Source organism: Stenotrophomonas sp. Iso1, assembly GCF_027497995.1.
Taxonomy (GTDB): domain Bacteria; phylum Pseudomonadota; class Gammaproteobacteria; order Xanthomonadales; family Xanthomonadaceae; genus Stenotrophomonas.
Genome location: NZ_JAODBT010000003.1, coordinates 123,914 through 143,797, shown reverse-complemented (window position 1 = coordinate 143,797; position 19,884 = coordinate 123,914). Strand labels below are relative to the sequence as shown.

The 19,884-nt window shown below is 63.0% G+C and carries 16 protein-coding genes; 15 read left to right on the top strand and 1 reads right to left on the bottom strand.

Annotated elements, in window-relative coordinates; genetic code table 11:
- Window positions 1–23 precede the first annotated feature (23 nt).
- From PAN08_RS13560 to tkt, 13 genes are all read left to right on the top strand, one after another.
- A complete protein-coding gene (locus PAN08_RS13560) occupies window positions 24–1,082 on the top strand; it encodes a pilus assembly protein PilM (protein WP_343237808.1) in 1,059 nt (352 codons plus the stop codon).
- Entirely contained in the window at window positions 1,082–1,786 is a 705-nt protein-coding gene (locus PAN08_RS13555) for a PilN domain-containing protein (RefSeq protein WP_269792038.1), read from the top strand. The genes PAN08_RS13560 and PAN08_RS13555 overlap by 1 nt, the downstream gene beginning before the upstream one ends.
- Window positions 1,783–2,454, top strand: coding sequence for a type 4a pilus biogenesis protein PilO (gene pilO, locus PAN08_RS13550; protein WP_269792037.1), 672 nt, complete (start codon window positions 1,783–1,785; stop codon window positions 2,452–2,454). Before PAN08_RS13555 ends, pilO begins: the two co-directional genes overlap by 4 nt.
- Before the next feature lie 3 nt (window positions 2,455–2,457).
- On the top strand, window positions 2,458–2,988 hold the full coding sequence (locus PAN08_RS13545) for a pilus assembly protein PilP (RefSeq protein ID WP_269792036.1): 531 nt from the start codon (window positions 2,458–2,460) through the stop codon (window positions 2,986–2,988).
- Between the two features lie 19 nt (window positions 2,989–3,007).
- Window positions 3,008–4,915 carry a type IV pilus secretin PilQ family protein gene (locus PAN08_RS13540; protein ID WP_269792035.1) on the top strand — a complete coding sequence of 636 codons (1,908 nt, stop codon included), beginning with the start codon at window positions 3,008–3,010 and terminating at the stop codon, window positions 4,913–4,915.
- 100 nt (window positions 4,916–5,015) lie between these two features.
- Complete coding sequence (locus tag PAN08_RS13535; protein ID WP_269792034.1) at window positions 5,016–6,035, top strand: MoxR family ATPase; 1,020 nt, start codon at window positions 5,016–5,018, stop codon at window positions 6,033–6,035.
- Window positions 6,036–6,097: 62 nt separating this feature from the next.
- The gene (locus tag PAN08_RS13530; RefSeq protein WP_269792033.1) at window positions 6,098–7,039 is read left to right on the top strand and encodes a DUF58 domain-containing protein; all 942 of its coding nucleotides are present in this window, start codon (window positions 6,098–6,100) and stop codon (window positions 7,037–7,039) included.
- Complete coding sequence (locus tag PAN08_RS13525) at window positions 7,036–7,491, top strand: DUF4381 domain-containing protein (RefSeq protein ID WP_269792032.1); 456 nt, start codon at window positions 7,036–7,038, stop codon at window positions 7,489–7,491. Before PAN08_RS13530 ends, PAN08_RS13525 begins: the two co-directional genes overlap by 4 nt.
- Entirely contained in the window at window positions 7,491–8,492 is a 1,002-nt protein-coding gene (locus PAN08_RS13520) for a VWA domain-containing protein (protein WP_269792031.1), read from the top strand. The genes PAN08_RS13525 and PAN08_RS13520 overlap by 1 nt, the downstream gene beginning before the upstream one ends.
- A complete protein-coding gene (locus PAN08_RS13515) occupies window positions 8,489–10,291 on the top strand; it encodes a VWA domain-containing protein (RefSeq protein ID WP_269792030.1) in 1,803 nt (600 codons plus the stop codon). Before PAN08_RS13520 ends, PAN08_RS13515 begins: the two co-directional genes overlap by 4 nt.
- A 71-nt stretch (window positions 10,292–10,362) precedes the next feature.
- Window positions 10,363–11,967 carry a BatD family protein gene (locus PAN08_RS13510; protein WP_332840109.1) on the top strand — a complete coding sequence of 535 codons (1,605 nt, stop codon included), beginning with the start codon at window positions 10,363–10,365 and terminating at the stop codon, window positions 11,965–11,967.
- 63 nt (window positions 11,968–12,030) lie between these two features.
- Window positions 12,031–13,338, top strand: coding sequence for a dicarboxylate/amino acid:cation symporter (locus PAN08_RS13505; protein ID WP_269792028.1), 1,308 nt, complete (start codon window positions 12,031–12,033; stop codon window positions 13,336–13,338).
- A gap of 173 nt (window positions 13,339–13,511) precedes the next feature.
- Window positions 13,512–15,518, top strand: a complete 2,007-nt coding sequence (gene tkt / locus PAN08_RS13500) for a transketolase (RefSeq protein ID WP_269792027.1) — start codon at window positions 13,512–13,514, stop codon at window positions 15,516–15,518.
- 298 nt (window positions 15,519–15,816) lie between these two features.
- On the opposite strand, the gene PAN08_RS13495 is transcribed toward tkt, so the two are convergent.
- A complete protein-coding gene (locus tag PAN08_RS13495) occupies window positions 15,817–17,772 on the bottom strand; it encodes an acetyl-CoA hydrolase/transferase C-terminal domain-containing protein (protein WP_269792026.1) in 1,956 nt (651 codons plus the stop codon).
- 121 nt (window positions 17,773–17,893) lie between these two features.
- Here PAN08_RS13495 and PAN08_RS13490 point away from each other — a divergent pair, with 121 nt between their 5' ends.
- Together PAN08_RS13490 and PAN08_RS13485 are read left to right on the top strand one after the other, a co-directional pair.
- Window positions 17,894–18,265, top strand: coding sequence for a BlaI/MecI/CopY family transcriptional regulator (locus PAN08_RS13490; protein WP_269792324.1), 372 nt, complete (start codon window positions 17,894–17,896; stop codon window positions 18,263–18,265).
- Window positions 18,252–19,826, top strand: coding sequence for a TonB family protein (locus tag PAN08_RS13485; RefSeq protein WP_269792025.1), 1,575 nt, complete (start codon window positions 18,252–18,254; stop codon window positions 19,824–19,826). The genes PAN08_RS13490 and PAN08_RS13485 overlap by 14 nt, the downstream gene beginning before the upstream one ends.
- Window positions 19,827–19,884: the final 58 nt, after the last annotated feature.

The window sequence follows — 19,884 nt, the reverse complement described above, 5'->3', positions numbered from 1 at the left end:
TGCCCGTCGGCAGGGGAGAAACCGTGGGGCTTATCCCAAAAAGTCAGACGCCAATCATTGGTGTCGACATCAGCTCGACTGCGGTCAAGCTGCTTCAGCTTTCCCGCAATGGGAATCGGTTTCGCGTGGAACATTACGCCGTGGAACCGCTTCCGCCCAATGCGGTGGTAGAAAAGAACATTGTTGAAGTCGAGGCCGTCGGAGAGGCAATCCGCCGCGCTGTGGCCCGTTCTGGCAGCAAGGCAAAGAACGCGGCTGCCGCAGTGGCCGGTTCGGCGGTGATCACCAAGGTGATCCCGATGCCGGCGGACCTGGACGAGAACGACATGGAAGCGCAGGTCGAGCTGGAGGCGGTGAACTACATCCCGTATCCGATCGAGGAAGTGAACCTCGATTTTGAAGTGCTCGGTCTGGTTCCCAACAATCCGGAAATGGTGCAGGTGCTGTTGGCTGCGTCACGTTCGGAGAACGTCGAGCTGCGCCAATCGGCGCTGGAACTGGGCGGTCTGGTTGCCAAGGTGATGGACGTGGAAGCGTTCGCGGTCGAGAACGCATTTGCGCTCGTGGCCAGTGAATTGCCGGTCGCCAGTGATTCGGTGGTGGCGTTGGTGGATATCGGCGCGACCATGACCACGCTCAATGTTCTGCGTGGTGGCCGTAGCCTCTATAGCCGCGAGCAGGTCTTCGGTGGCAAGCAGCTCACCGATGAAGTGATGCGCCGTTATGGCCTTAGCTACGAAGAAGCCGGTCTGGCCAAGCGCCAGGGTGGCTTGCCGGAAAGCTACGAGGTCGAGGTGTTGGAGCCGTTCAAGGAAGCGACGGTGCAGCAGATCAGCCGCCTGTTGCAGTTCTTCTATGCCGGCAGCGAGTTCAACCGCGTTGATCACATTGTCCTGGCCGGCGGCTGCGCTGCGTTGACCGGGTTGCCGACGATGGTGGAAGAGCAACTGGGTGTGGCGACGTCGGTGGCCAATCCGTTGGCGCAGATGACGTTGGGCCCGAAGGTGCAGGCGCACGCGCTTGCCCAGGACGCACCGGCTTTGATGATCGCAACGGGTCTGGCCATGAGGGGGTTTGACTGATGGCACGGATCAATCTTCTGCCGTGGCGCGAAGAGCGCCGCAAACAACGGCAGCGCGAGTTCTACGGCATGTTGGGGTTTGCGGCACTGGCAGGCGTGATCCTGTCGGGCCTGCTGTGGTTCTACTACAGCCAGCAGATCAGCGGCCAGAACGACCGCAATGCGTTCCTTGAGACGGAAATTGCCAAGGTCAAGGAGCAGAACAAGGAAATCGAGCGCCTCGACAAGCAGAAAGCACGTCTGCTTGCCCGCAAGGCCGTGATCGAAGAACTGCAGGGCAAGCGTTCGCAGATGGTGCACCTGTTCGACTCGCTGGTACGCACCATCCCCGATGGCGTCGTGCTCACCGCGCTCAAGCAGGAAGGCGACATCCTCACCCTGGAAGGCCGCACCCAATCCAATGCACGTGTCAGTACCTACATGCGCAATCTGGAGGGGTCTGGCTGGATGAGTAGTCCGGAGCTTTCGATCATTGAAGCCAAGGCACAGGAAACCGGCGGTGCGGTGATTGATATCAAGTCGCTGCCCTACGTGTTCACGCTGAAGGTGAAGTTGCCGGCGCCAGGTGAAAACCTTGCACAACAGCCCGCCGCCGATGGTGCAGCAGCGGTTGTTGAACCCGCAGCGGCTACCCCGGCCACGCCTGAGGCGCCCAAGGCAGCAGCGGAGCCGGCGGCAGCCGAGCCGAAGGAGGCTCGCTCGTGAGCAAGAAATTCAACACCAAAGAACTGGATTTCAACAACATCGGCAATTGGCCACAAAAGGCCAAGATGATCTTCTGCGCATTGTTGGCTCTGTTGATCGTGGTGCTGTCGTTCCTGCTGGTGGTTCGCGGTCAGATGAATGACCTGGAATCGCTGGAAAGCAAGGAAGTCACGCTGCGTGGCGATTTCGAACGCGAACAGCAGCGTGCCGCCAATCTGGAACCGTTGAAGCAGCAGCTCGCGCAGATGGAGCAGGTGTTGCAGCAGATGCTGCGCCAACTGCCCAGCAAGACCGAGATGCCGGACCTGATCATCGACGTCTCGCAGACGGCGCTGTCCAGTGGTCTGAACAACGAGTTGTTCCAGCCCGGTGCCGAATCGCTGAAGGAGTTCTACGCCGAGAAGCCGATCGCATTGCGCCTGGTGGGCAGCTACCACCAATTCGGTGCATTCGTCAGCGGCGTGGCATCGCTGCCGCGCGTGGTGATCCTCACCATGCACGACATCAACCTCAAGCCGAAGGACCCCAAGGGCGTGATTGCCCGAGGTGGTGCGCTGGAGCTGTCGGGTACGGTCAAAACCTACCGCTACCTGGACGACGCCGAGTTGGAGGACCAGGAAAAACTGGCCGAAGCAGCGAAGAACGCTGAGAAGAAGGGAGGCAAGTAAGGCATGAGCAGAACTTCTTCTCTCGTCCTGGGAATGGTGTGCATGGCGGCGCTTGCCGGCTGCACACGGGGAGTGACCAGTACACCTGGTGACGCCCCCGACCTGGAAAAATACGTGGCCGACGTGCGTGCACGTGAGGCCGAGGCGTTGCCGGCATTGCCGGTGATGCAGCAGTTCGAGACTTTCGAGTACGCCGCGCAGGGCATGCGTGATCCGTTCAGTGACGCCTGGGTGTCTGCCGATGGAGGCAACCAGTTGCGGCCTGACCCGGACCGTCGCAAGGAGCCGCTGGAGGCGTTCCCGCTCGACAGCCTGGACATGGTGGGCACGATTGGCGGCGGCGCGGGTGCCGTAGCCCTGGTGATGGGGCCGGACAAGGTCACCTATCGCGTGCGTCCCGGGGTGTACATGGGCCAGAGCGATGGTCGTGTCACCGGTGTCCGTGAAGACGGGATTGAACTGATTGAACTGGTGCCCGATGGCGCTGGCGGCTGGCTGGAACGTCCTGCGTCTTTGGCGCTGGACGATCGTTGATTGATTAGGGGATAGCACGATGACTTTTACCAAAGCCCTGAGCCGGCGTCCCATTCGGCGCCAAGCACTGGTCCACGTCTGCGCCTTGGGAGTGGCGTTGGCAGTGGTGTGCGGCTCTTCGTATGCGGCACAGCCGCTGGCTGCCGGTGGCGTACCCGCCGCAGGTACCCAGCAGGCGGCTTCTGCGATTTCAGTAACCAAGATCGACTTCAAGCGGGGAGAGGACGGCGCGGGTCGTTTGATCCTGCAGTTCGATGGTCAGGGGGCAAGCCCGGACCTGCGCACTCAGGGCAACAGCGTGGTGGTGGACGTGGGCAATGCCACGTTGCCAGCCGAGCTGCAGCGCCCGCTCAACGTCGTGGATTTCGCCACGCCGGTGCAGCGCATCGACGCCAAGCCTTCGGGCCAAGGCGCGCAGTTGGTGCTGAGCACCACCGGTTTGTTTGATTCGCTGGCTTACCAGACCGGCAACGAGTACGTGGTCGAGATCTCGCCGCGTCAGCCGGAACTGGCAACCGGTGCAGTCACCGCCAAGACCGTGGCACAGGCTGCCGCGACGGTTGCGGCCCGTGGCTATAGCGGCCGTCCGGTGACCTTCAACTTCCAGGACGTGCCGGTGCGTACCGTCCTGCAGTTGATTGCCGAGGAATCCAACCTCAACGTGGTGGCTTCTGACACGGTGCAGGGCAACGTGACGTTGCGCCTGGTCAACGTGCCGTGGGATCAGGCCATGGACATCGTGTTGCGGGCCAAGGGCCTGGACAAGCGCCGCGATGGCGGTGTGATCTGGGTGGCACCGCAGCCGGAGTTGGCCAAGTTCGAGCAGGATAAGGAAGACGCACGTATCGCGATCGAGAACCGCCAGGATCTCATCACCGATTACGTGCAGATCAACTACCACAACGCCGAAGCGATCTTCAAAGCGCTGACTGAAGCCAAGGGTATTGGCAACAACAGCGGTGGCAGCGGTGGCGGTGGCGGTAGCGGTAGTAATGACAAGCAGGAGAATGGTTTCCTGTCGCCGCGCGGCATGCTGGTTGCTGACGAGCGCACCAATACGCTGATGATCAGCGACATCCCGAAGAAGGTCGCGCAGATGCGCGAGCTGATCAAGGTGATCGACCGCCCGGTCGACCAGGTGCTGATCGAAGGCCGTATTGTCATTGCGTCGGATACGTTTGCGCGTGATCTGGGTGCGCGGTTTGGTATCCAGGGACGGCGCATCGGTGATCGTTCGCAGGCCATCAGCGGTTCGTTGGATGCGCACAAGGACATCATCGAAAATGGCGAAGTTTCGACCAAAGGTCTGAACGTCAACCTGCCCGCCAAGATCTTTACCGAGAATCCGGCCGGCGCCATTGCTTACACCCTGCTGGGGCGTAACTTCTCGCTGGACGTGGAACTGTCGGCGATGCAGGAAGAGGGCCGTGGTGAGGTGGTGTCCAACCCGCGTATCGTCACTGCCAACCAGCGTGAAGGCGTGATCAAGCAGGGTAAGGAAATCGGCTACGTCACCATCACCGCCAGCGGCGCTGGTGGCGTCGCAACGCCGAACGTGCAGTTCAAGGAAGTGTTGCTGGAGCTGAAGGTCACGCCGACCATCACCCAGGACAACCGCGTCTTCCTGAACATGAACGTCAAGAAGGACGAGGTTGATCGCTACATGGAGGTGGATAACTTCGGTGTGGTGCCGATCATCAACCGCCGCGAAGTGAATACGGCGGTGCTGGTGGAAGACGGCCAGACCGTGGTCATCGGTGGCGTATATGAGTTCACCGACCGCAGCAGCGTGGCCAAGGTGCCATTCCTGGGCGATATCCCGTTCCTGGGCAATCTGTTCAAGAAGCGCGGCCGCCAAAAGGACAAGGCTGAGCTGCTGGTGTTCGTGACGCCGAAGATCCTGCGTGTGGCCAAGGCTGCCGAGTAATCCTTTGCGTATGTGTTGAGAAAGGGCCGCCCAGTGCGGCCCTTTTTCGTTGTCAGCTGCCGTTTGAACCATTTCATCGAAGATCGGTCAAACTGCGCCTATGAACCTGCCTCCCCAGTTTCCCTCACAGACGGAGGTGCCGGCCCTCGACACGGGCCTGCACCAGGAATTCACCGCGCTGCGCGATGCGCTATCCAGCGAGATCGTCGGCCAGTCGCTGCTGGTCGAGCGGCTGCTGATTGCGCTGTTGGCCGATGGCCACCTGTTGGTCGAGGGCGCCCCGGGATTGGCCAAGACCACGGCGATCCGGGCATTGGCGTCGCGGGTGGATGCCTCCTTCGCGCGTATCCAGTTCACGCCGGACCTGCTGCCAGCCGATCTCACCGGTACCGATATCTGGCGTGCGCAGGAAGGGCGCTTCGAGTTCCAGGCCGGTCCGATCTTCCATCCGATCCTGCTGGCCGACGAAATCAACCGTGCGCCGGCCAAGGTGCAGTCCGCGTTGCTGGAAGCCATGGGTGAGCGGCAGGTGACGGTGGGGCGCAGCACCTATCCGCTACCGGACGTGTTTCTGGTGATGGCCACGCAGAATCCGATCGAGCAGGAAGGCACGTTCCCGTTGCCTGAAGCGCAGTTGGACCGCTTCCTGATGCATGTCCGCATCGGTTACCCCGATGCCAGCGCGGAAACCGAAATCCTGCGCTTGGCTCGCGAGCGGGCCCTGCAGGCCATCCAGCACAAGCCGGCGACGCTACAGAAACTGTCCCTGGAGAAGATCCAACAGGCCCGCAGAGCGGTGCTTGAACTGCACATGGCGCCTCAGCTGGAGCGTTATCTGGTGGCATTGGTATTGGCGTCGCGCGATGCCAGTGGCTATGACGCCGGCCTCGCAAAGCGCATTGCGTGGGGTGCAAGCCCACGTGGGTCCATCTCTTTGGAGCGCTGCGCGCGGGCCCGCGCCTGGTTGGCCGGGCGCGACTTCGTGACCCCAGACGACATCCGCGCTGTGGCGCCCGATGTACTGCGGCACCGCGTACTGCCCAGCTACGAAGCAGCGGCGGAAGGCTGGGACGGCGAGCGGCTGGTTGCGGCCCTGCTCGATTGCGTGCCCCTGCCTTGAGGCATGCCCGGTGTGCGGTGTTTCTCCTTTGAATCTGCCTGACTCCCCAAGCGAGGCCTGTGATGACTAAGCAGGCCTCTGGCGTGTCTGTGCGCGCTGACCATAGCGACGAGCTGCATGCAGGTATCCGCCCGCAGCTGGCTGAATTGATTGCCCTGCGCCGGGCGGCGATGCAGGGGCGACAGGCGCGGCGTGGGCACTACGCGGTGAGCGGACGTGCGGCATCGACGATGCGCGGACGCGGCATGGAATACGCCGAGTCACGGGAATATGTGGCAGGCGACGATGCGCGCCATATCGATTGGAAACTCACCGCGCGTACTGACGCCACACACACCAAAACGTTTCAGACCGAGCGCGAACGGGTCACCTTGTTGGTGGCCGATACCGCCGCTGCGCTGTACTTCGGAACCCGTGTGCGCTTCAAATCGGTGCAGGCCGCTCGCGCGGGTGCTGTCGCGACATGGTCGGCGCTACGCGACGGTGATCGCTTGGCCGCGTTGCGCGGCAGCCGACAGCAATCGCTGGTGCCGCCTGCCGGTGGAACGCGCGGGGCATTGCGTGTGCTGGATGCCCTGACGCGCTGGTATGCCGAGCCGCAGGCCGACGATGCCGGACTGCAGTTTGCGCTGGAGCGTGCCGCGCGGGTGTTGCACCCGGGCGCGCGTGCGGTGGTGTTGGCCGATCCGGCCAGCGCTTCTGCGGTACCGGCTGCGGTGTGGTCGGCATTGTCCATGCATGTGGAAGTGCAGTTGCTGCTGCTGGTGGATCCACTGGAAATATCGCCGCCGCAATGTGTGTTGCCCGTGGCAACCTCCGCGGGGCGGATGCGCTTTGACCTGGGCTCTGAGGCGGTGCGTAGCGCGTGGCATGAAGCATTGATCGGGCCGGTGGAAGCACTGGTGCGGCAGCTGCCCGGCCGCCGCATTCGCGTCAGCACCTTGTGCAGCGATGACGCCAGTGATGCCTGGTTGGGCACTGCTGGCCTCCGGAGTCCCGCATGATCGCCGCGCAACTGCCACTACGGGATGTGCACTTGCCTGCGTCACCAGGTTGGTGGCCGTTGGCGTCGGGTTGGTGGCTGGTGATTGCGGCGGTGCTGTTGATCGTGTCGGTAACTACCGCGTTGTATTTGATTCGGCAACGACGGTTGCGACGTTGGGCACAGGTGTTTGATCAACAACTGGCGGCGACCGAAAACGGCCCCTCCCGCTTGGCTGCCGCCTCTGAATTGTTGCGTCGTGCATCACGCTGGGTCGATACGCAGGCGGTATTGCTGCACGGAGATGCGTGGCTGCGTTTCCTCGATGGGGCCAAGGGCACGGCCTTCAGTAATGGCGAGGGGCGAGTGCTGCTGGAAGGCGGCTTCCGTCCACAGATGGACGCAGAGACGGTTGAGCGTGCGTGCCGATTGGCGCGGACACGTTTTCTTGAATTGATGGCGGGGAAGCGCTGATGCAGGCGTTGCTCGACATGATGCCGGGTTGGTGGCCGGAGTTTGCCTGGCCCTGGTTGTGGCTGCTGCTGCCCTTGCCAGTGTTGATGCGCTGGTGGCCGTTACGCGATGAGAATACGCCGGCGTTGCGCGTGCCTTATGACCCCGCTCGACTGCAGTTGCAGGATGCGCAGCGGCGCGGCGGTGCCTGGTTGGGCGCGATGCTGCTATGGCTGGCCTGGGTGTTTCTGTGTGCAGCGGCGGCGCGACCGCAGCAACTGGGTGAACCGGTAGAGCCGCCACGCGAAGCGCGGCAGATGATGCTGGCGGTGGACCTGTCCGGCAGCATGGAAGAGCCGGACATGCAGCTCGGCGGCCGCATTGTGGATCGCCTCACCGCGGCCAAAGCGGTGCTCGCCGACTTCCTGGATCGCCGTGAGGGCGATCGCATCGGCCTGGTGGTATTCGGGCAACGCGCCTACGCGCTCACTCCGCTGACCGCCGACCGGGCCACCGTGCGTGAACAACTGCGCGACAGTGTGGTGGGGCTGGCTGGTCGCGAGACGGCGCTGGGTGATGCAATCGCACTGTCGGTCAAACGCCTGCGTGAGCAACCGGAAGGGCAGCGTGTGGTGATCATGCTCACCGACGGTCTCAACACCGCCGGCGTTCTGGAACCGCTGAAGGCAGCGGAGCTGGCCAAGGCCGAGGGTGTGCGGGTTTACACGGTGGCCTTTGGTGGCACCGGGCAGGCGTCGTTGTTCGGGGTGCAGTTACCCGGAGGCGAAGACCCGGTGGATGAAGAAACGCTGTCCAAAATCGCCAGTGAAACCGGCGGTCGTTTCTTCCGTGCCCGCGATACCGACGAACTGGCCGGTATCTACGTTGAACTGGATCGCCTGGAGCCGGTGCAAAGTGCGGGCCCGGCAGTGCGCCCGCGCATCGAGCGCTACGGCTGGCCATTGGCCGTGGCCCTGTTGCTCGGTGTACTGGGGCTGGCATGGCGGGGGCTGCGCGCATGAATCTTTGGCAGCAGCTGCACTTTCTGCGTCCGGAATGGCTATGGGCGCTGTTGCTGGTGCCGGTGGCCTTGCTGGGTAGCAGTTACCTGCAGCGACGTCGCAGCCGTTGGCATGAAGCGGTGGACGCACACTTGTTGTCACATCTGCTCACCGGAACTGGCGGGCGTCGATGGTGGGGGCGCGTGGCGTTGTCGCTCGGTTTGCTGCTGGCGGCGCTTGCACTGGCTGGGCCGAGTTGGCGACAAGTGGAGCAGCCGTTATGGGAAACGAAGACGCCGTTGGTCATTGTGTTGGACCTTTCCAGCAGCATCCGCGCCACCGATCTGCCACCGTCACGACTGCTGCAGGTGCGGGCCAAGCTCGCCACGTTGCTGCGTGAACGCAAAGGTGGCGAAGTGGCGTTGATTGCCTATGCATGGGAGCCCTTCACCGTGGCACCCCTCACCGACGACGCGGCCAATGTCGCGTTGTTTCTGGATGCATTGGCGCCGGAAGTAATGCCGTTGGACGGGCAGAAGACGGACCGCGCCTTGGCATGGGCGGGCGATCTGTTGAAGCAGTCCGGTGCGCGCAATGGTGACGTGCTGTTGCTGACCGATCATGCCGATGCAGCCGCCGTGGCTGCAGCAGCACAGTTGCGTGCGGCCGGTCATGAGGTTTCGGTACTGGGTCTGGGCAGCCTGCAGGGCGCCTCTTACCGCGATTCGCGCGGTGGCATCGAGCATGCGCATCTGGATGAGACATCGCTGCGGGCGCTGGCAGTTGCCGGTGGTGGCCGCTACCAACGTATCGCCAGTACCAATGCTGACCTGCAGGCGTTGGAAGTATTGCAGCCGCAAGAACAAAGCAGCGGCCGGCAGCAGAGCGAGCAGGGAAAATCCTGGCAGGACGAAGGCTATTGGTTGTTGTTGCCGCTGTTGTTGCTGGCGTTGTTCGCCTTCCGACGCCCGCGTCGGGTGCTGCCGATGCTCGCATTGTGCGCGTTGCTGCCGATGATGCAGCCGGCGTCCGCTGCCGAGCAGGGCGAGTGGTGGCAACGTGCGGATCAGCGCCAACATCAGCGGCTGAGCGAAGGCGTTGATGCGTATCGGCAAGGTGATTTCGCTACCGCGCAGAAGCGGTTCGAGGGCATCGACTCTGACCAGGGGTGGTACAACCTCGGCAATGCGCTGGCGCGTCAGGGCCGTTTGGATGACGCCATCAAGGCCTATGACCGCGCGTTGAAGCTGCATCCGGGCATGGAAGATGCCGTTGCCAATCGCGCAGCGGTCGATGCCGCGCGCAAGCGCAAGTCGCAGCAGGATCAGCAGCAGGGCGACAAGGGCAAGCAGAAGCCGCAGCAGGGTCAGGACTCCCAAGGTCAACAGAAACCGAATCCACAGCAGGGCCAGCAGCAACAAGGCCAGCAGCAGCAAAGTCAGCAGAATCCCTCCCAGCAGGGCCAGCCACACTCGTCTGACAGCAACGATCCCGGTCAGAAAGGGCAGCAACCGCCCGCAGGTGCAGAAGGCAAGCCGCGCCAGGAACAGGGCGAGCCGGAAGGCGAAGACGCAGGCAAACAGCAGCAGGCTGACCAAGCCCAGCGTGAGCGCATGCAGGAAGCCATGCGCCAGCGCCAGGCACAGGAAGGAAAGGAAACAGATGCCGCTGCCGCGGCACGCGCGGCGATGACGCCGCAGCAACGCGAGCAGCAACAGGCAGTGGAGGCATGGATGCAGCGCGTACCGGATGAACCGGGCGATTTGTTGAAGGCGAAATTCCAGCTCGAATACGAGCGACGGATGCGGGAACGGCGATGAGCACAGGCAGCAGGTACCGGCAATTCAACCGATGGGCGCTGTTGTGTCTGCTCGCCTGGGTGAGTGTGGGCATGGCACATGCGCAGACGCGCGCGTGGCTGGACCGGGACAGCGTCAATCAGGGCGAAACCGTCACCCTCAATATTGAAACCGACCAGAGTGCAGCGCCGGACTACACCCCGCTGCGTGCGGATTTCGCATTGAGCAACCAGAGCAGCAACCGGCAGATGCAGATGCGCAATGGTGCGGTCAGCAACACGTCGCTGTTCGCGGTTGCGCTGTCGCCACAACGCACCGGTACGTTGGTGATTCCCGCATTGCGTGTGGGCAACGCGCAGACCGCGCCGATGCAATTGGTGGTGGCGCAGGCGCCTATCGCCAGCCGTGACAGCAATGCGCTGGCCTTCATTGAAACCGAGGTAGACGTCACGCAGCCCTACGTGCAGCAAAGCGTGGGCGTGGTGGTGCGTTTGTTCTTCGCCACCCAGCTGGCTTCCGGTGAACTGGTGTTGGATACGCCAGCCGGCGCCTCGCTGCAGCGGGTGGGCGATGACCGAACCTCAACGCGTGAGGTTGGCGGCCGTCGTTACAACGTGGTCGAGCGTCGCTTCCTGTTGGTACCCGAACGCAGTGGCCCACTACAGGTAAAGGGCGCGCGTTTCAGCGGGCAGGGTGTGGGCGGTTTCTTTGACGATTTCTTTGGTCGTGACAGCGGCCAGCTCAGTGCGCGCGGGCCGGATCAGACACTGAACGTGCTGGCCACGCCGGCGAATGCGCCGCAGCCATGGCTGCCGCTGAAAGGCCTGCAACTGCGCTACACCGCCGCGCCAAAACAGGGCCGCACCGGTGAAGCGACCACCATCGTGGTCGAAGTCACGGCCAACGGCGTGACCAAGGCGCAGTTCCCCGAGCTGCCGGTGCCCTCGCTGGGCGACAGCGCGCAGGTATTTGCTGAGCCACCGCAGTACGACGAAACCTTCAACGGTGGTAGTCCGCAGTTGAAGCTGACGCGGCGGTATTCCGTCGTGCCGCAACAGGCGGGCACGCTGACTGTGCCGGGTATCGCCATGGATTGGTGGGATGTGCAGGCCGGGCAGGCACGCACCGCCACGCTGCCCGACCTGCAACTGGAAGTGACGCAGGGCGCTGGCGGCATTGCTGCGCCGCCGCTGGTGCAGCCGGCACCGGCCGCTTCGGCGGTGCCGGACGAAGCCCTGACCGTTGCGGGGTCTGCAACGTCAGCGATGCGGCCATGGTTGTGGCCGGCACTGGCCGCAGGCTTCGCCTTGTTGTGGCTGGTCACCCTTATCTGGGGACTGTCACGGCGGAGCGTGGCTGCTGAGGGCGAGCGTGATGTCCCGCGCAACGCCGACGCGCATGGCGCGCGTTACAGCCTGGCCGATCTACGTCGTGCCTTGGATACGGGTGGTCTGGATGAGGTTGTCCACATTCTTGCGGCAATGGCAGGCGTGGAGAACCTGGATGCAGTGATGGCCAAGTTGGACGATGAATCGCAGCGTCAGGCGCTGGAGCGCATGCAGCGGGCGCGCTGGGCGGGCGAGGGCGATGTGGCCGCAGCCCGGGCACGCCTGCGTGAGGTTTTCCGACAGGGGCCGCAGTGGCGCGGCAGGGTAATGGCGGAAAAACCCGTGCTTGACCCTCTATATCCACGATGAAAGCGGAAAAGACCGCTGTATAGCGTCTGTTAAGCTGAATAATTCTCTGGAGGGAAACCCACGATGGCCAATGCAGCAACGCCACGCGCGAAAATGCCGTTCCACTGGAAGATCGGGATCGGCTTCGGCATCGGCCTGCTGTTAGGTCTGATCGTGCATACGCTGAGCCCGGGTGCGCCGTGGGTGCACGCGGTGACCACATATCTGACGACACCGGTATCGGGGTTGTTCCTGAGCCTGATCTTCATGCTCATCGTGCCGCTGATCTTCTCGGCACTGGTGATGGGTGTGTCGGAGATGGGCGACATCCGCTCGCTGGGCCGCATCGGCTGGAAGTCGCTGGCTTACACCATTGTGTTGTCCGGCGTGGCGGTGCTGATCGGACTGGTGCTGGTCAACCTGTTCAAACCCGGTGCGGGCGTGGACCCGGCCGTGGCGGCGCAGCTGTTGGCCGAGAACGCTGAGCGCAGCAAGGAGATCGTGGCCGGTGTGGGCTCCCAGCCCAAAGGCCTGGAGATGCTGCTGTCGATCGTGCCGAACAACGTGCTCGAAGCGGCCTCTGACAACGGCAAGATCCTGTCGCTGATGTTCTTCGCCTTGATGCTGGGCATCGGCATGGTGCTGTCGCCGGCCGAAAAGGTAGCCACGCTGCGCAAGGCCATCGAGGGTTTGTTTGAAATCTCGATGACCCTGATCAACCTGGTCATCCGCCTGGCGCCGTATGCGGTGGCCTGCTTCATGTTCAACTTGGCAGCCATCTTCGGCTTCAGTCTGTTGATCAAGCTGGGTGCCTACGTGGGCGTGGTGGTACTGGCGCTGGCGTTGCATATGTTTGTCAGCTACGGCATTGCGGTGAAGTTGGCCGGGCGTTCGCCGCTGAAGTTTTTCCGGCAGACGCAGGAAGCCACCTTGATGGCGTTTTCCACGGCGTCATCCAATGCCACCTTGCCAACCGCGCTGCGGGTGGCTGACCAAATGGGTTTCCCGCACAAAGTTTCGCGCTTTGTACTGACCGTGGGTGCCACCGCCAACCAGAACGGTACTGCCCTGTTCGAGGGTGTGACGGTGATCTTCCTGGCGCAGTTCTTCGGCGTGGACCTGAGCATCGGCCAGCAGTTCATGGTGATGGTGGTCTGCATCCTGGGTGGTATTGGCACGGCCGGCGTACCCTCGGGCTCGCTGCCGGTGGTCGCGCTGATCTGTGCGATGGTCGGCGTGAATCCGGTGGGTATCGGCCTGATCCTGGGCGTCAACCACTTCCTGGACATGTGCCGTACCGCGCTTAATGTCACGGGCGATCTGGCCCTGACCGCGTTGGTGGCGCGTGGTGAAAGCGATGAGAACATGGCTCGACAGCCTTCCAGCGACTGAGTCCACCGCCCGATTGCGAGCCGGAATGGCCACCTGAACAGGTGGCCATTCTGCTTTGTGTAGATGCCGGAAGGAGGCGCTTTGGGCGGGCGTTTTGGCCTGAACCGCGCGGTGGCTTGTGGGACAATAGGCCGCCCGCAGTTCCGCGGGAGCCTCCCGATTCCGACGAAACCATGACGCAGCCCTCCCGCCGCCAGTTGGCGAACGCCATCCGTTTTCTTGCCGCTGATGCGGTCGAAGCCGCCAAGTCCGGTCATCCCGGCATGCCGATGGGCATGGCCGATATCGCCGAAGTGCTCTGGAACGACTATCACCGCCACAACCCGAACAACCCGAACTGGTTCAACCGCGACCGTTTCGTGCTGTCCAACGGGCACGGCTCGATGCTGCACTACGCATTGCTGCACCTGAGCGGCTACGACCTGCCGATCGAGCAGCTCAAGGCCTTCCGCCAGCTGGGCAGCAAGACCGCCGGTCACCCGGAGCATCACGAAACCCCGGGCGTTGAAACCACTACCGGTCCGCTGGGCCAGGGTCTGGCGAACGCCGTGGGCTTCGCGCTGGCCGAGAAGCTGCTGTCCCAGCGCTACAACCGCCCGGAATTCGAAGTCGTCGATCACCGCACCTGGGTGTTCATGGGCGACGGCTGCCTGATGGAAGGCATCTCGCACGAAGCCGCATCGCTGGCCGGCACCTGGGGCCTGAGCAAGCTGGTGTGCTTCTGGGATGACAACAACATCTCCATCGATGGTGAAGTGGAAGGCTGGTTCACCGACGACACGCCGGCACGTTTTGAGTCCTATGGCTGGAACGTGGTGCGTGGCGTGGACGGCCACGACCCGGAAAGCATCAAGGCCGGCATTGAGCAGGCGCTGTCGCAGTTCGACAAGCCGACCCTGATCTGCTGCAAGACCACCATTGGTTTTGGCTCGCCGAACAAGGCCGGCCAGGAATCCAGCCACGGTGCACCGCTGGGCAAGGACGAACTGGAAGCTACCCGCAAGGCGCTGCAGTGGCCATATGGCCCGTTTGAAATCCCGGAAGAAATCTACGCCGGCTGGCGTGCAGGCGGTACCGGCACGCTGCGTCAGGCCGAGTGGGAGCAACTGTTCGACAAGTATGCCGCGCAGTTCCCGGCTGAAGCCGAAGACCTGACCCGTCGTTCGCACGGTGAGCTGCCGGCTGACTTCATTGCCCAGGCCGATGCCTACATCGCCCAGGTGCAAGCCGAAGCGCCGAACATCGCTTCGCGCAAGGCGTCGCAGAACGCAATCCAGGCCTTCGCGCCGCTGCTGCCGGAAATCATTGGTGGCTCGGCCGATCTGGCCGGCTCCAACCTGACCCTGTGGAAGGGCGCGCAGACCGTGGTCGGCGAAGATCCGAATGCAAACTACGTGCACTACGGCGTGCGTGAGTTCGGCATGAGCGCCATCGCCAACGGTCTGGCGCTGCACGGTGGTTTCCTGCCGTTCGACGCCACCTTCCTGGTGTTCAGCGACTACGCTCGCAACGCGTTGCGCATGAGCGCGCTGATCCCGGCGCACGTCATCCACGTGTTCACCCACGACTCCATCGGTCTGGGCGAAGACGGCCCGACCCACCAGCCGGTGGAGCACGTGTCCTCGCTGCGTTACATCCCCAACAACGATGTGTGGCGCCCGTGCGACGCCGCCGAATCGGCGGTCAGCTGGAAGGCTGCCATCGTGCGCAAGGACGGTCCGAGCTGCCTGATCTTCAGCCGCCAGAACCTGGCGCCGCAGCAGCGTACTGCCGAGCAGGTCAAGCAGATCGAACGCGGCGGCTACGTGCTGGCCGATGCGGCCGGTACGCCGGACGTGATCCTGATTGGCACCGGCTCGGAGATTGGTTTGGCCATGGCGGCCAAGGCGGAGCTCGACGCTGCTGGCATCAAGACCCGTGTGGTGTCGATGCCGTGCACCGACGTGTTCGATCGCCAGGACGCGGCTTACCGTGAATCCGTGCTGCCCAACGCGGTGCGTAACCGCGTGGCAGTGGAAGCCGGCGTTACCGGTTTCTGGCGCCAGTACGTGGGCCTGGACGGTGCGGTGATCGGCCTGGATACGTTTGGTGCCTCGGCACCGGCCGACAAGCTGTACCAGCACTTCGGCATCACCACCGAAGCGGTGGTTGCTGCTGCCAAGGCGAACCTGCCGGGCTGATTCCGGCTGGCGGTGCTGAGGTAAGGAAAAGGCCGGGGATTTCCCCGGCCTTTTTCGTTCCTGATTTTTCGGTAATACGGATCAGGTGTTTGCCGAGGGTGGTTTAACGTCGGCGTGGGGTGGCGCAGCGCTTGTTAGATCGCCGCGCAGAATGCGTATGGAGCACGGGTGAAACGTGCGGCGCCGGAATGTGGCGCGCCGTGTTTGGGAAGTGGCTGCTGCGACGTTGGTGCATTTTTTCTTCTCGATGCCGCTCGTAAGCCGGGCTGGAGTGGAAACGGACGACTCGCGTGCAGCATCAGTGATGCAGGACGTTTGCCAGCGCCAGTCGCAACAAGCGCGCGTTGAGCCGTTCGCTGAAGGTCTTGGGCGACTCCAGACTCATCCGCTGCAGGTACATTGCGTCGTTCTCGCCAGCAGATTGGCGCAGTGCGGCCAGCACGGTATGCAGCTTGGCACGCCGTGTGCGGGTGTTGGCTTTGAGCCAGGTGAGTGCGCGCAGCAAGTCCTGTTCGAGCGGAGTGAAATCACTGCCCAGCGGATAATCCGGCAGGCTGCCATCGGCGCGGAACGGGGCCAATGCAGCGCGAAGGACGCTGGCCTGATTGCGTTGCCAAGCCTCTGGCGAAGCGAACGTACTGTCCAACTTCTTCGCGGCCTTGGCTTGGTCCAGCAACGAAGCCTGGAATGCACTATCGGTAATGCCGGTCATTGCAATGACGCAGTCTTCGTCGGAGCGGTTGCGCAGATCGGCAATGCCGTACTCGTTGATGAAGATGTCGCGGAGGTGGCGTGGGATCGTGGTGTGGCCGTAGTTCCAGCGCACGTTGGATTGCGGTTTGCCTGCATCGTCGCGCACTGCACGGAACATCAGGATGCTGCGTGCATCCGGCAGTGCGTGTGCCATCGCCACGAAGTTGTACTGGCCGCCAACACCGGAGACCACGCGTCCATCTTCCAGCGCATCGGAGGCCGCGGCACCCAGGGCGGTGGCGATCATGCAGGAGTTGAAAAAGCGCGCGTCGCGGCGCTGCAAGCGCTCAAGGGTCTCATTGCCGCCATAGAGTTGATTGATCTCGCTGATGCGGCGCATGCCGATCGCGCGACGTTCGTCTTCAGGCAGGTGTCGCAGCCAATCGTAGAATTCCGGAGAACCGAGATAGAAGGCGCCGTGCAGGTACTCGCCTTCGGCAGCGAGCGTGGCGTAGTCGGAGCCATACGCACTGCCATTGGCCAGACGCTGCATCACTGCCAAGTCGTCATGTACTTTGCGGCGGATCACACCACTCTGTACCAGCACGCGGAAGCCTTCGTTGAGCATTTCGCTGCAGCCGTACAAGCCGATAGTGAAAGGCCCCAGTCCGCCGGCCTCCTGCACCAGTGCATGGTCGGCAAGTTGCGGGTCGAGCGCCCGCAGAATCCGCCGGTAGCGCGCATTGTCGGTGTGCCGCAACACCAGCGCATGGCTGAGTGCGTCGGCCAGCGTACCGATGCCGATCTGTAGCGTGCCGCCATCACGAACCAGAGCACTGGCATGGAAGCCGATGGCGTAGTCAGCATCGCTGACGGGCTGCCGTGGCAGGCCGAACAGATGCGGGTACGGACCGGGGGGCACGACGACCAGGTCGAAGAAGTCCGCCTCCACTGCGGCGGTGCCGCCGAGCCAGGGCAGTAAAGGGTCCACCTCGGCAATGAGCAGCGGGCGCGGCAAGCCACGCGCGTGGATGGCGTCCAGCGTGTCCTGGGTGATGTCGTTGTTGCAGGACAGCGAAAGCTGCGTGCTGCCCTCGCGGAACGCGACTTTCTGCACGATGGCCTGCGGCGCGCGTTGTGCCACCGCATCGGCAGCGTGCGTGTAATTGAGGCTGGTGTAGTGACGCTGTGCCTGGGAGGAGTTGAGTAAGGCGCCGGATTGCATATAGAACTCTTCCACCTGCACGTGTGCGGGCAGGGCATCGCGGGCGACGGCGTCGGCGTAGGCCAGGCGGGGAAAGTCGTTGCCGAAATGACGTTCTGCGAAAGGCCGCAGGAATCGCGCTTCCAGGCCGTCGCCTTTAGCCTGCGGTGGATTCAGAGACAGTGCGGTGTACAGCTGCATCGGACGCGAAGCATCGGCCTCCACCCGCGAATACAGTGCATTGAGCAGGCGATGGGGCTTGCCCAGGGCCAGTGGTGCAGCGATGCGCAGCTGGCCTTGTGTGTGGGTGAGCAGCCAATCCACGGCGGCATCAAGATCGGTGAGGTAGTGCGGCATGGGGTCCGGATCCTGGGGCGTTGAAGCATTACAGCACGGGGCACATTGAGCCCTTGTGCAGGCACTTGACAGTGCGATTGTTTACTTATGTAATCGCAAAAAATTACAGGCGTAAACGATGATCCAGATCAGTGAAGCCGAAGCCGTCGTGATGCAAGTCCTGTGGGGACAGCACCCGCTGTCCGCCGACGAGGTGATGGCGCGTTTGCCACGCGGCAATGACTGGGCGGAGGCCACGGTCAAGACCCTGCTCAATCGCTTGCTCAACAAGGAGGCGATTGGCGCGGAGAAGGAGGGCCGTCGCTATCTGTACTCGCCGCTGGTCGAGCGTGATGCCTGGGTGCTGGAGGAAAGCAGCAGTTTGATCGACCGTCTTTTCGATGGGCGTGTCGCGCCACTGGTGGCGCATTTCAGCCAACATCAAAAGCTCACACGCGATGATGTGGCCGAGCTGCGCAAACTGCTGGAGGGGCTTGATGATGAGCAGCACTGAACTCCTCAAGACGTTGTTGATGACCGCCTTGGCCTCCAGTGCGGCGATGGCTTTGGTGATGTTGCTGCGCCGGCCGGTGCGTCACTGGTTGGGGGCCAGCGCTGCGTATCTGCTGTGGTTGGCGGTGCCGGTGGCGGCAGTTGCGGTGCTGTTGCCTGCGCCGCGTGTGGTCGTCACCGCGATGCACGTCGCCGGTAAATCGCCAAGCATTGGTACGGCAATGGTGGAGCCTCTGCAGTCATTGCCAATGTGGCCATTGTTGTTGGTCGGCATCTGGGCCTGCGGTGCGTTGGTGATGGGGGCGGGATTGATTCGCCAGCAACGCCGTTTCGTGCGAGGTCTCGGGCGCGTCGAGCGGCGTGCCGATGGTTTCTGGCAGGCGCAGGCAGTGCTTGGCCTGCCGGCGGTTATGCAGGTGTGGCGGCCGCGGATCGTGCTGCCTGCGGGCTTCGAGCAACGTTACACGCCACAGGAACAACAACTGGTGCTGCTGCATGAGCAACTGCACGTGCGCCGGGGTGACATCGTCGTCAACGCACTGCTGGCACTGATGCAGTGCATCCATTGGTTCAATCCGTTGTTGCCGTTTGCCCTGCGCCGTTGCCGTGACGACCAGGAGCTGTCATGCGATGAACGCGTTGTCGCCCGCATGGGCGGCGCGCGTCGTAGTTATGGCAACGCCATGCTCAAGACCGGCTTGGCATTGTCCCCATTGCCAGTGGGTTGCCACTGGCAGAGCCCGCATCCATTGAAGGAGCGTATTGCCATGTTGAAGCGTCCGGTTCCCGGAAAAAAGCAGTGGTTGACGATGGTGATGGTGTCGTTGGGTATGTCGTGCGGACTGGGTTACGCGGCATGGGCAGCACAGCCGGCCACGCAGGAGGTTGCTTCCGTAGGCGCGTTGTACGCGGTAGCACTTGAGGTGAATGCAGACGGTGAACGCCAGCAGTTCCAGATCCGCGAACATGCCGGCAAGCCGTTCGCTTTCGCCCTGCAGTCGGGCAAAGGTGTGACCTGGAATGCGGAGTTCACGCTGGAGTCTGCCGACGCCGGACAGCTGCGTTTGAGCGGCGAATTGAAGGCCGATGGCGTTGTGGCGTCACGCCCCATTCTGCTGATTGCTGCCGACACGCCTGCCGGGGTGAAGGTGTCCACGGCTGATGGTCGCTCGGTGCTGGACGTTGAGTTGCAGGTGTCGCTGGCCGCTTCCGCCAACCAGAACGCCACTGCAGGCAAGGGACGCATCTCGGTTGAGCCGCAAACAACGCCAGCCAGCATTCCCAGCTTCGCGACGATGTCGCCGCCGCGCTATCCGCCCAGCATGCATACCGGCGAAGTGTGGTTGAAGATCAATGTGGCTGCCGATGGCGCGGTGACCGGTGTAGTGGTCGACAGCAGTTCCGGTCATGCCGATCTGGACGCCGCTGCGGTGGAAGCCGCGCGTGGCTGGACATTGAATCCCGGCAGCAAAAATGGCGAGGCGGTGGCCGGGCAGGTACGGGTGCCGGTGCGTTTCGACATGGACAAGACCGAGACTGAAACATCGGAAGTGACGTCTTGATCTGGACGCCACATTGGCGTTCGCCATCCGGCCGTTGTGCTGGATGGTGTGGCGCCCG

Bases quoted from the DNA above. Each gene is read 5' to 3' on its own strand.
- PAN08_RS13555 (WP_269792038.1), top strand. From the start codon at position 1,082: ATGGCACGGATCAATCTTCTGCCGTGGCGCGAAGAGCGCCGCAAACAA.
- PAN08_RS13545 (WP_269792036.1), top strand. From the start codon at position 2,458: ATGAGCAGAACTTCTTCTCTCGTCCTGGGAATGGTGTGCATGGCGGCG.
- PAN08_RS13540 (WP_269792035.1), top strand. From the start codon at position 3,008: ATGACTTTTACCAAAGCCCTGAGCCGGCGTCCCATTCGGCGCCAAGCA.
- PAN08_RS13535 (WP_269792034.1), top strand. From the start codon at position 5,016: ATGAACCTGCCTCCCCAGTTTCCCTCACAGACGGAGGTGCCGGCCCTC.
- PAN08_RS13530 (WP_269792033.1), top strand. From the start codon at position 6,098: ATGACTAAGCAGGCCTCTGGCGTGTCTGTGCGCGCTGACCATAGCGAC.
- PAN08_RS13525 (WP_269792032.1), top strand. From the start codon at position 7,036: ATGATCGCCGCGCAACTGCCACTACGGGATGTGCACTTGCCTGCGTCA.
- PAN08_RS13520 (WP_269792031.1), top strand. From the start codon at position 7,491: ATGCAGGCGTTGCTCGACATGATGCCGGGTTGGTGGCCGGAGTTTGCC.
- PAN08_RS13515 (WP_269792030.1), top strand. From the start codon at position 8,489: ATGAATCTTTGGCAGCAGCTGCACTTTCTGCGTCCGGAATGGCTATGG.
- PAN08_RS13510 (WP_332840109.1), top strand. From the start codon at position 10,363: ATGGCACATGCGCAGACGCGCGCGTGGCTGGACCGGGACAGCGTCAAT.
- PAN08_RS13505 (WP_269792028.1), top strand. From the start codon at position 12,031: ATGGCCAATGCAGCAACGCCACGCGCGAAAATGCCGTTCCACTGGAAG.
- tkt (WP_269792027.1), top strand. From the start codon at position 13,512: ATGACGCAGCCCTCCCGCCGCCAGTTGGCGAACGCCATCCGTTTTCTT.
- PAN08_RS13495 (WP_269792026.1), bottom strand. From the start codon at position 17,772: ATGCCGCACTACCTCACCGATCTTGATGCCGCCGTGGATTGGCTGCTC.
- PAN08_RS13485 (WP_269792025.1), top strand. From the start codon at position 18,252: ATGAGCAGCACTGAACTCCTCAAGACGTTGTTGATGACCGCCTTGGCC.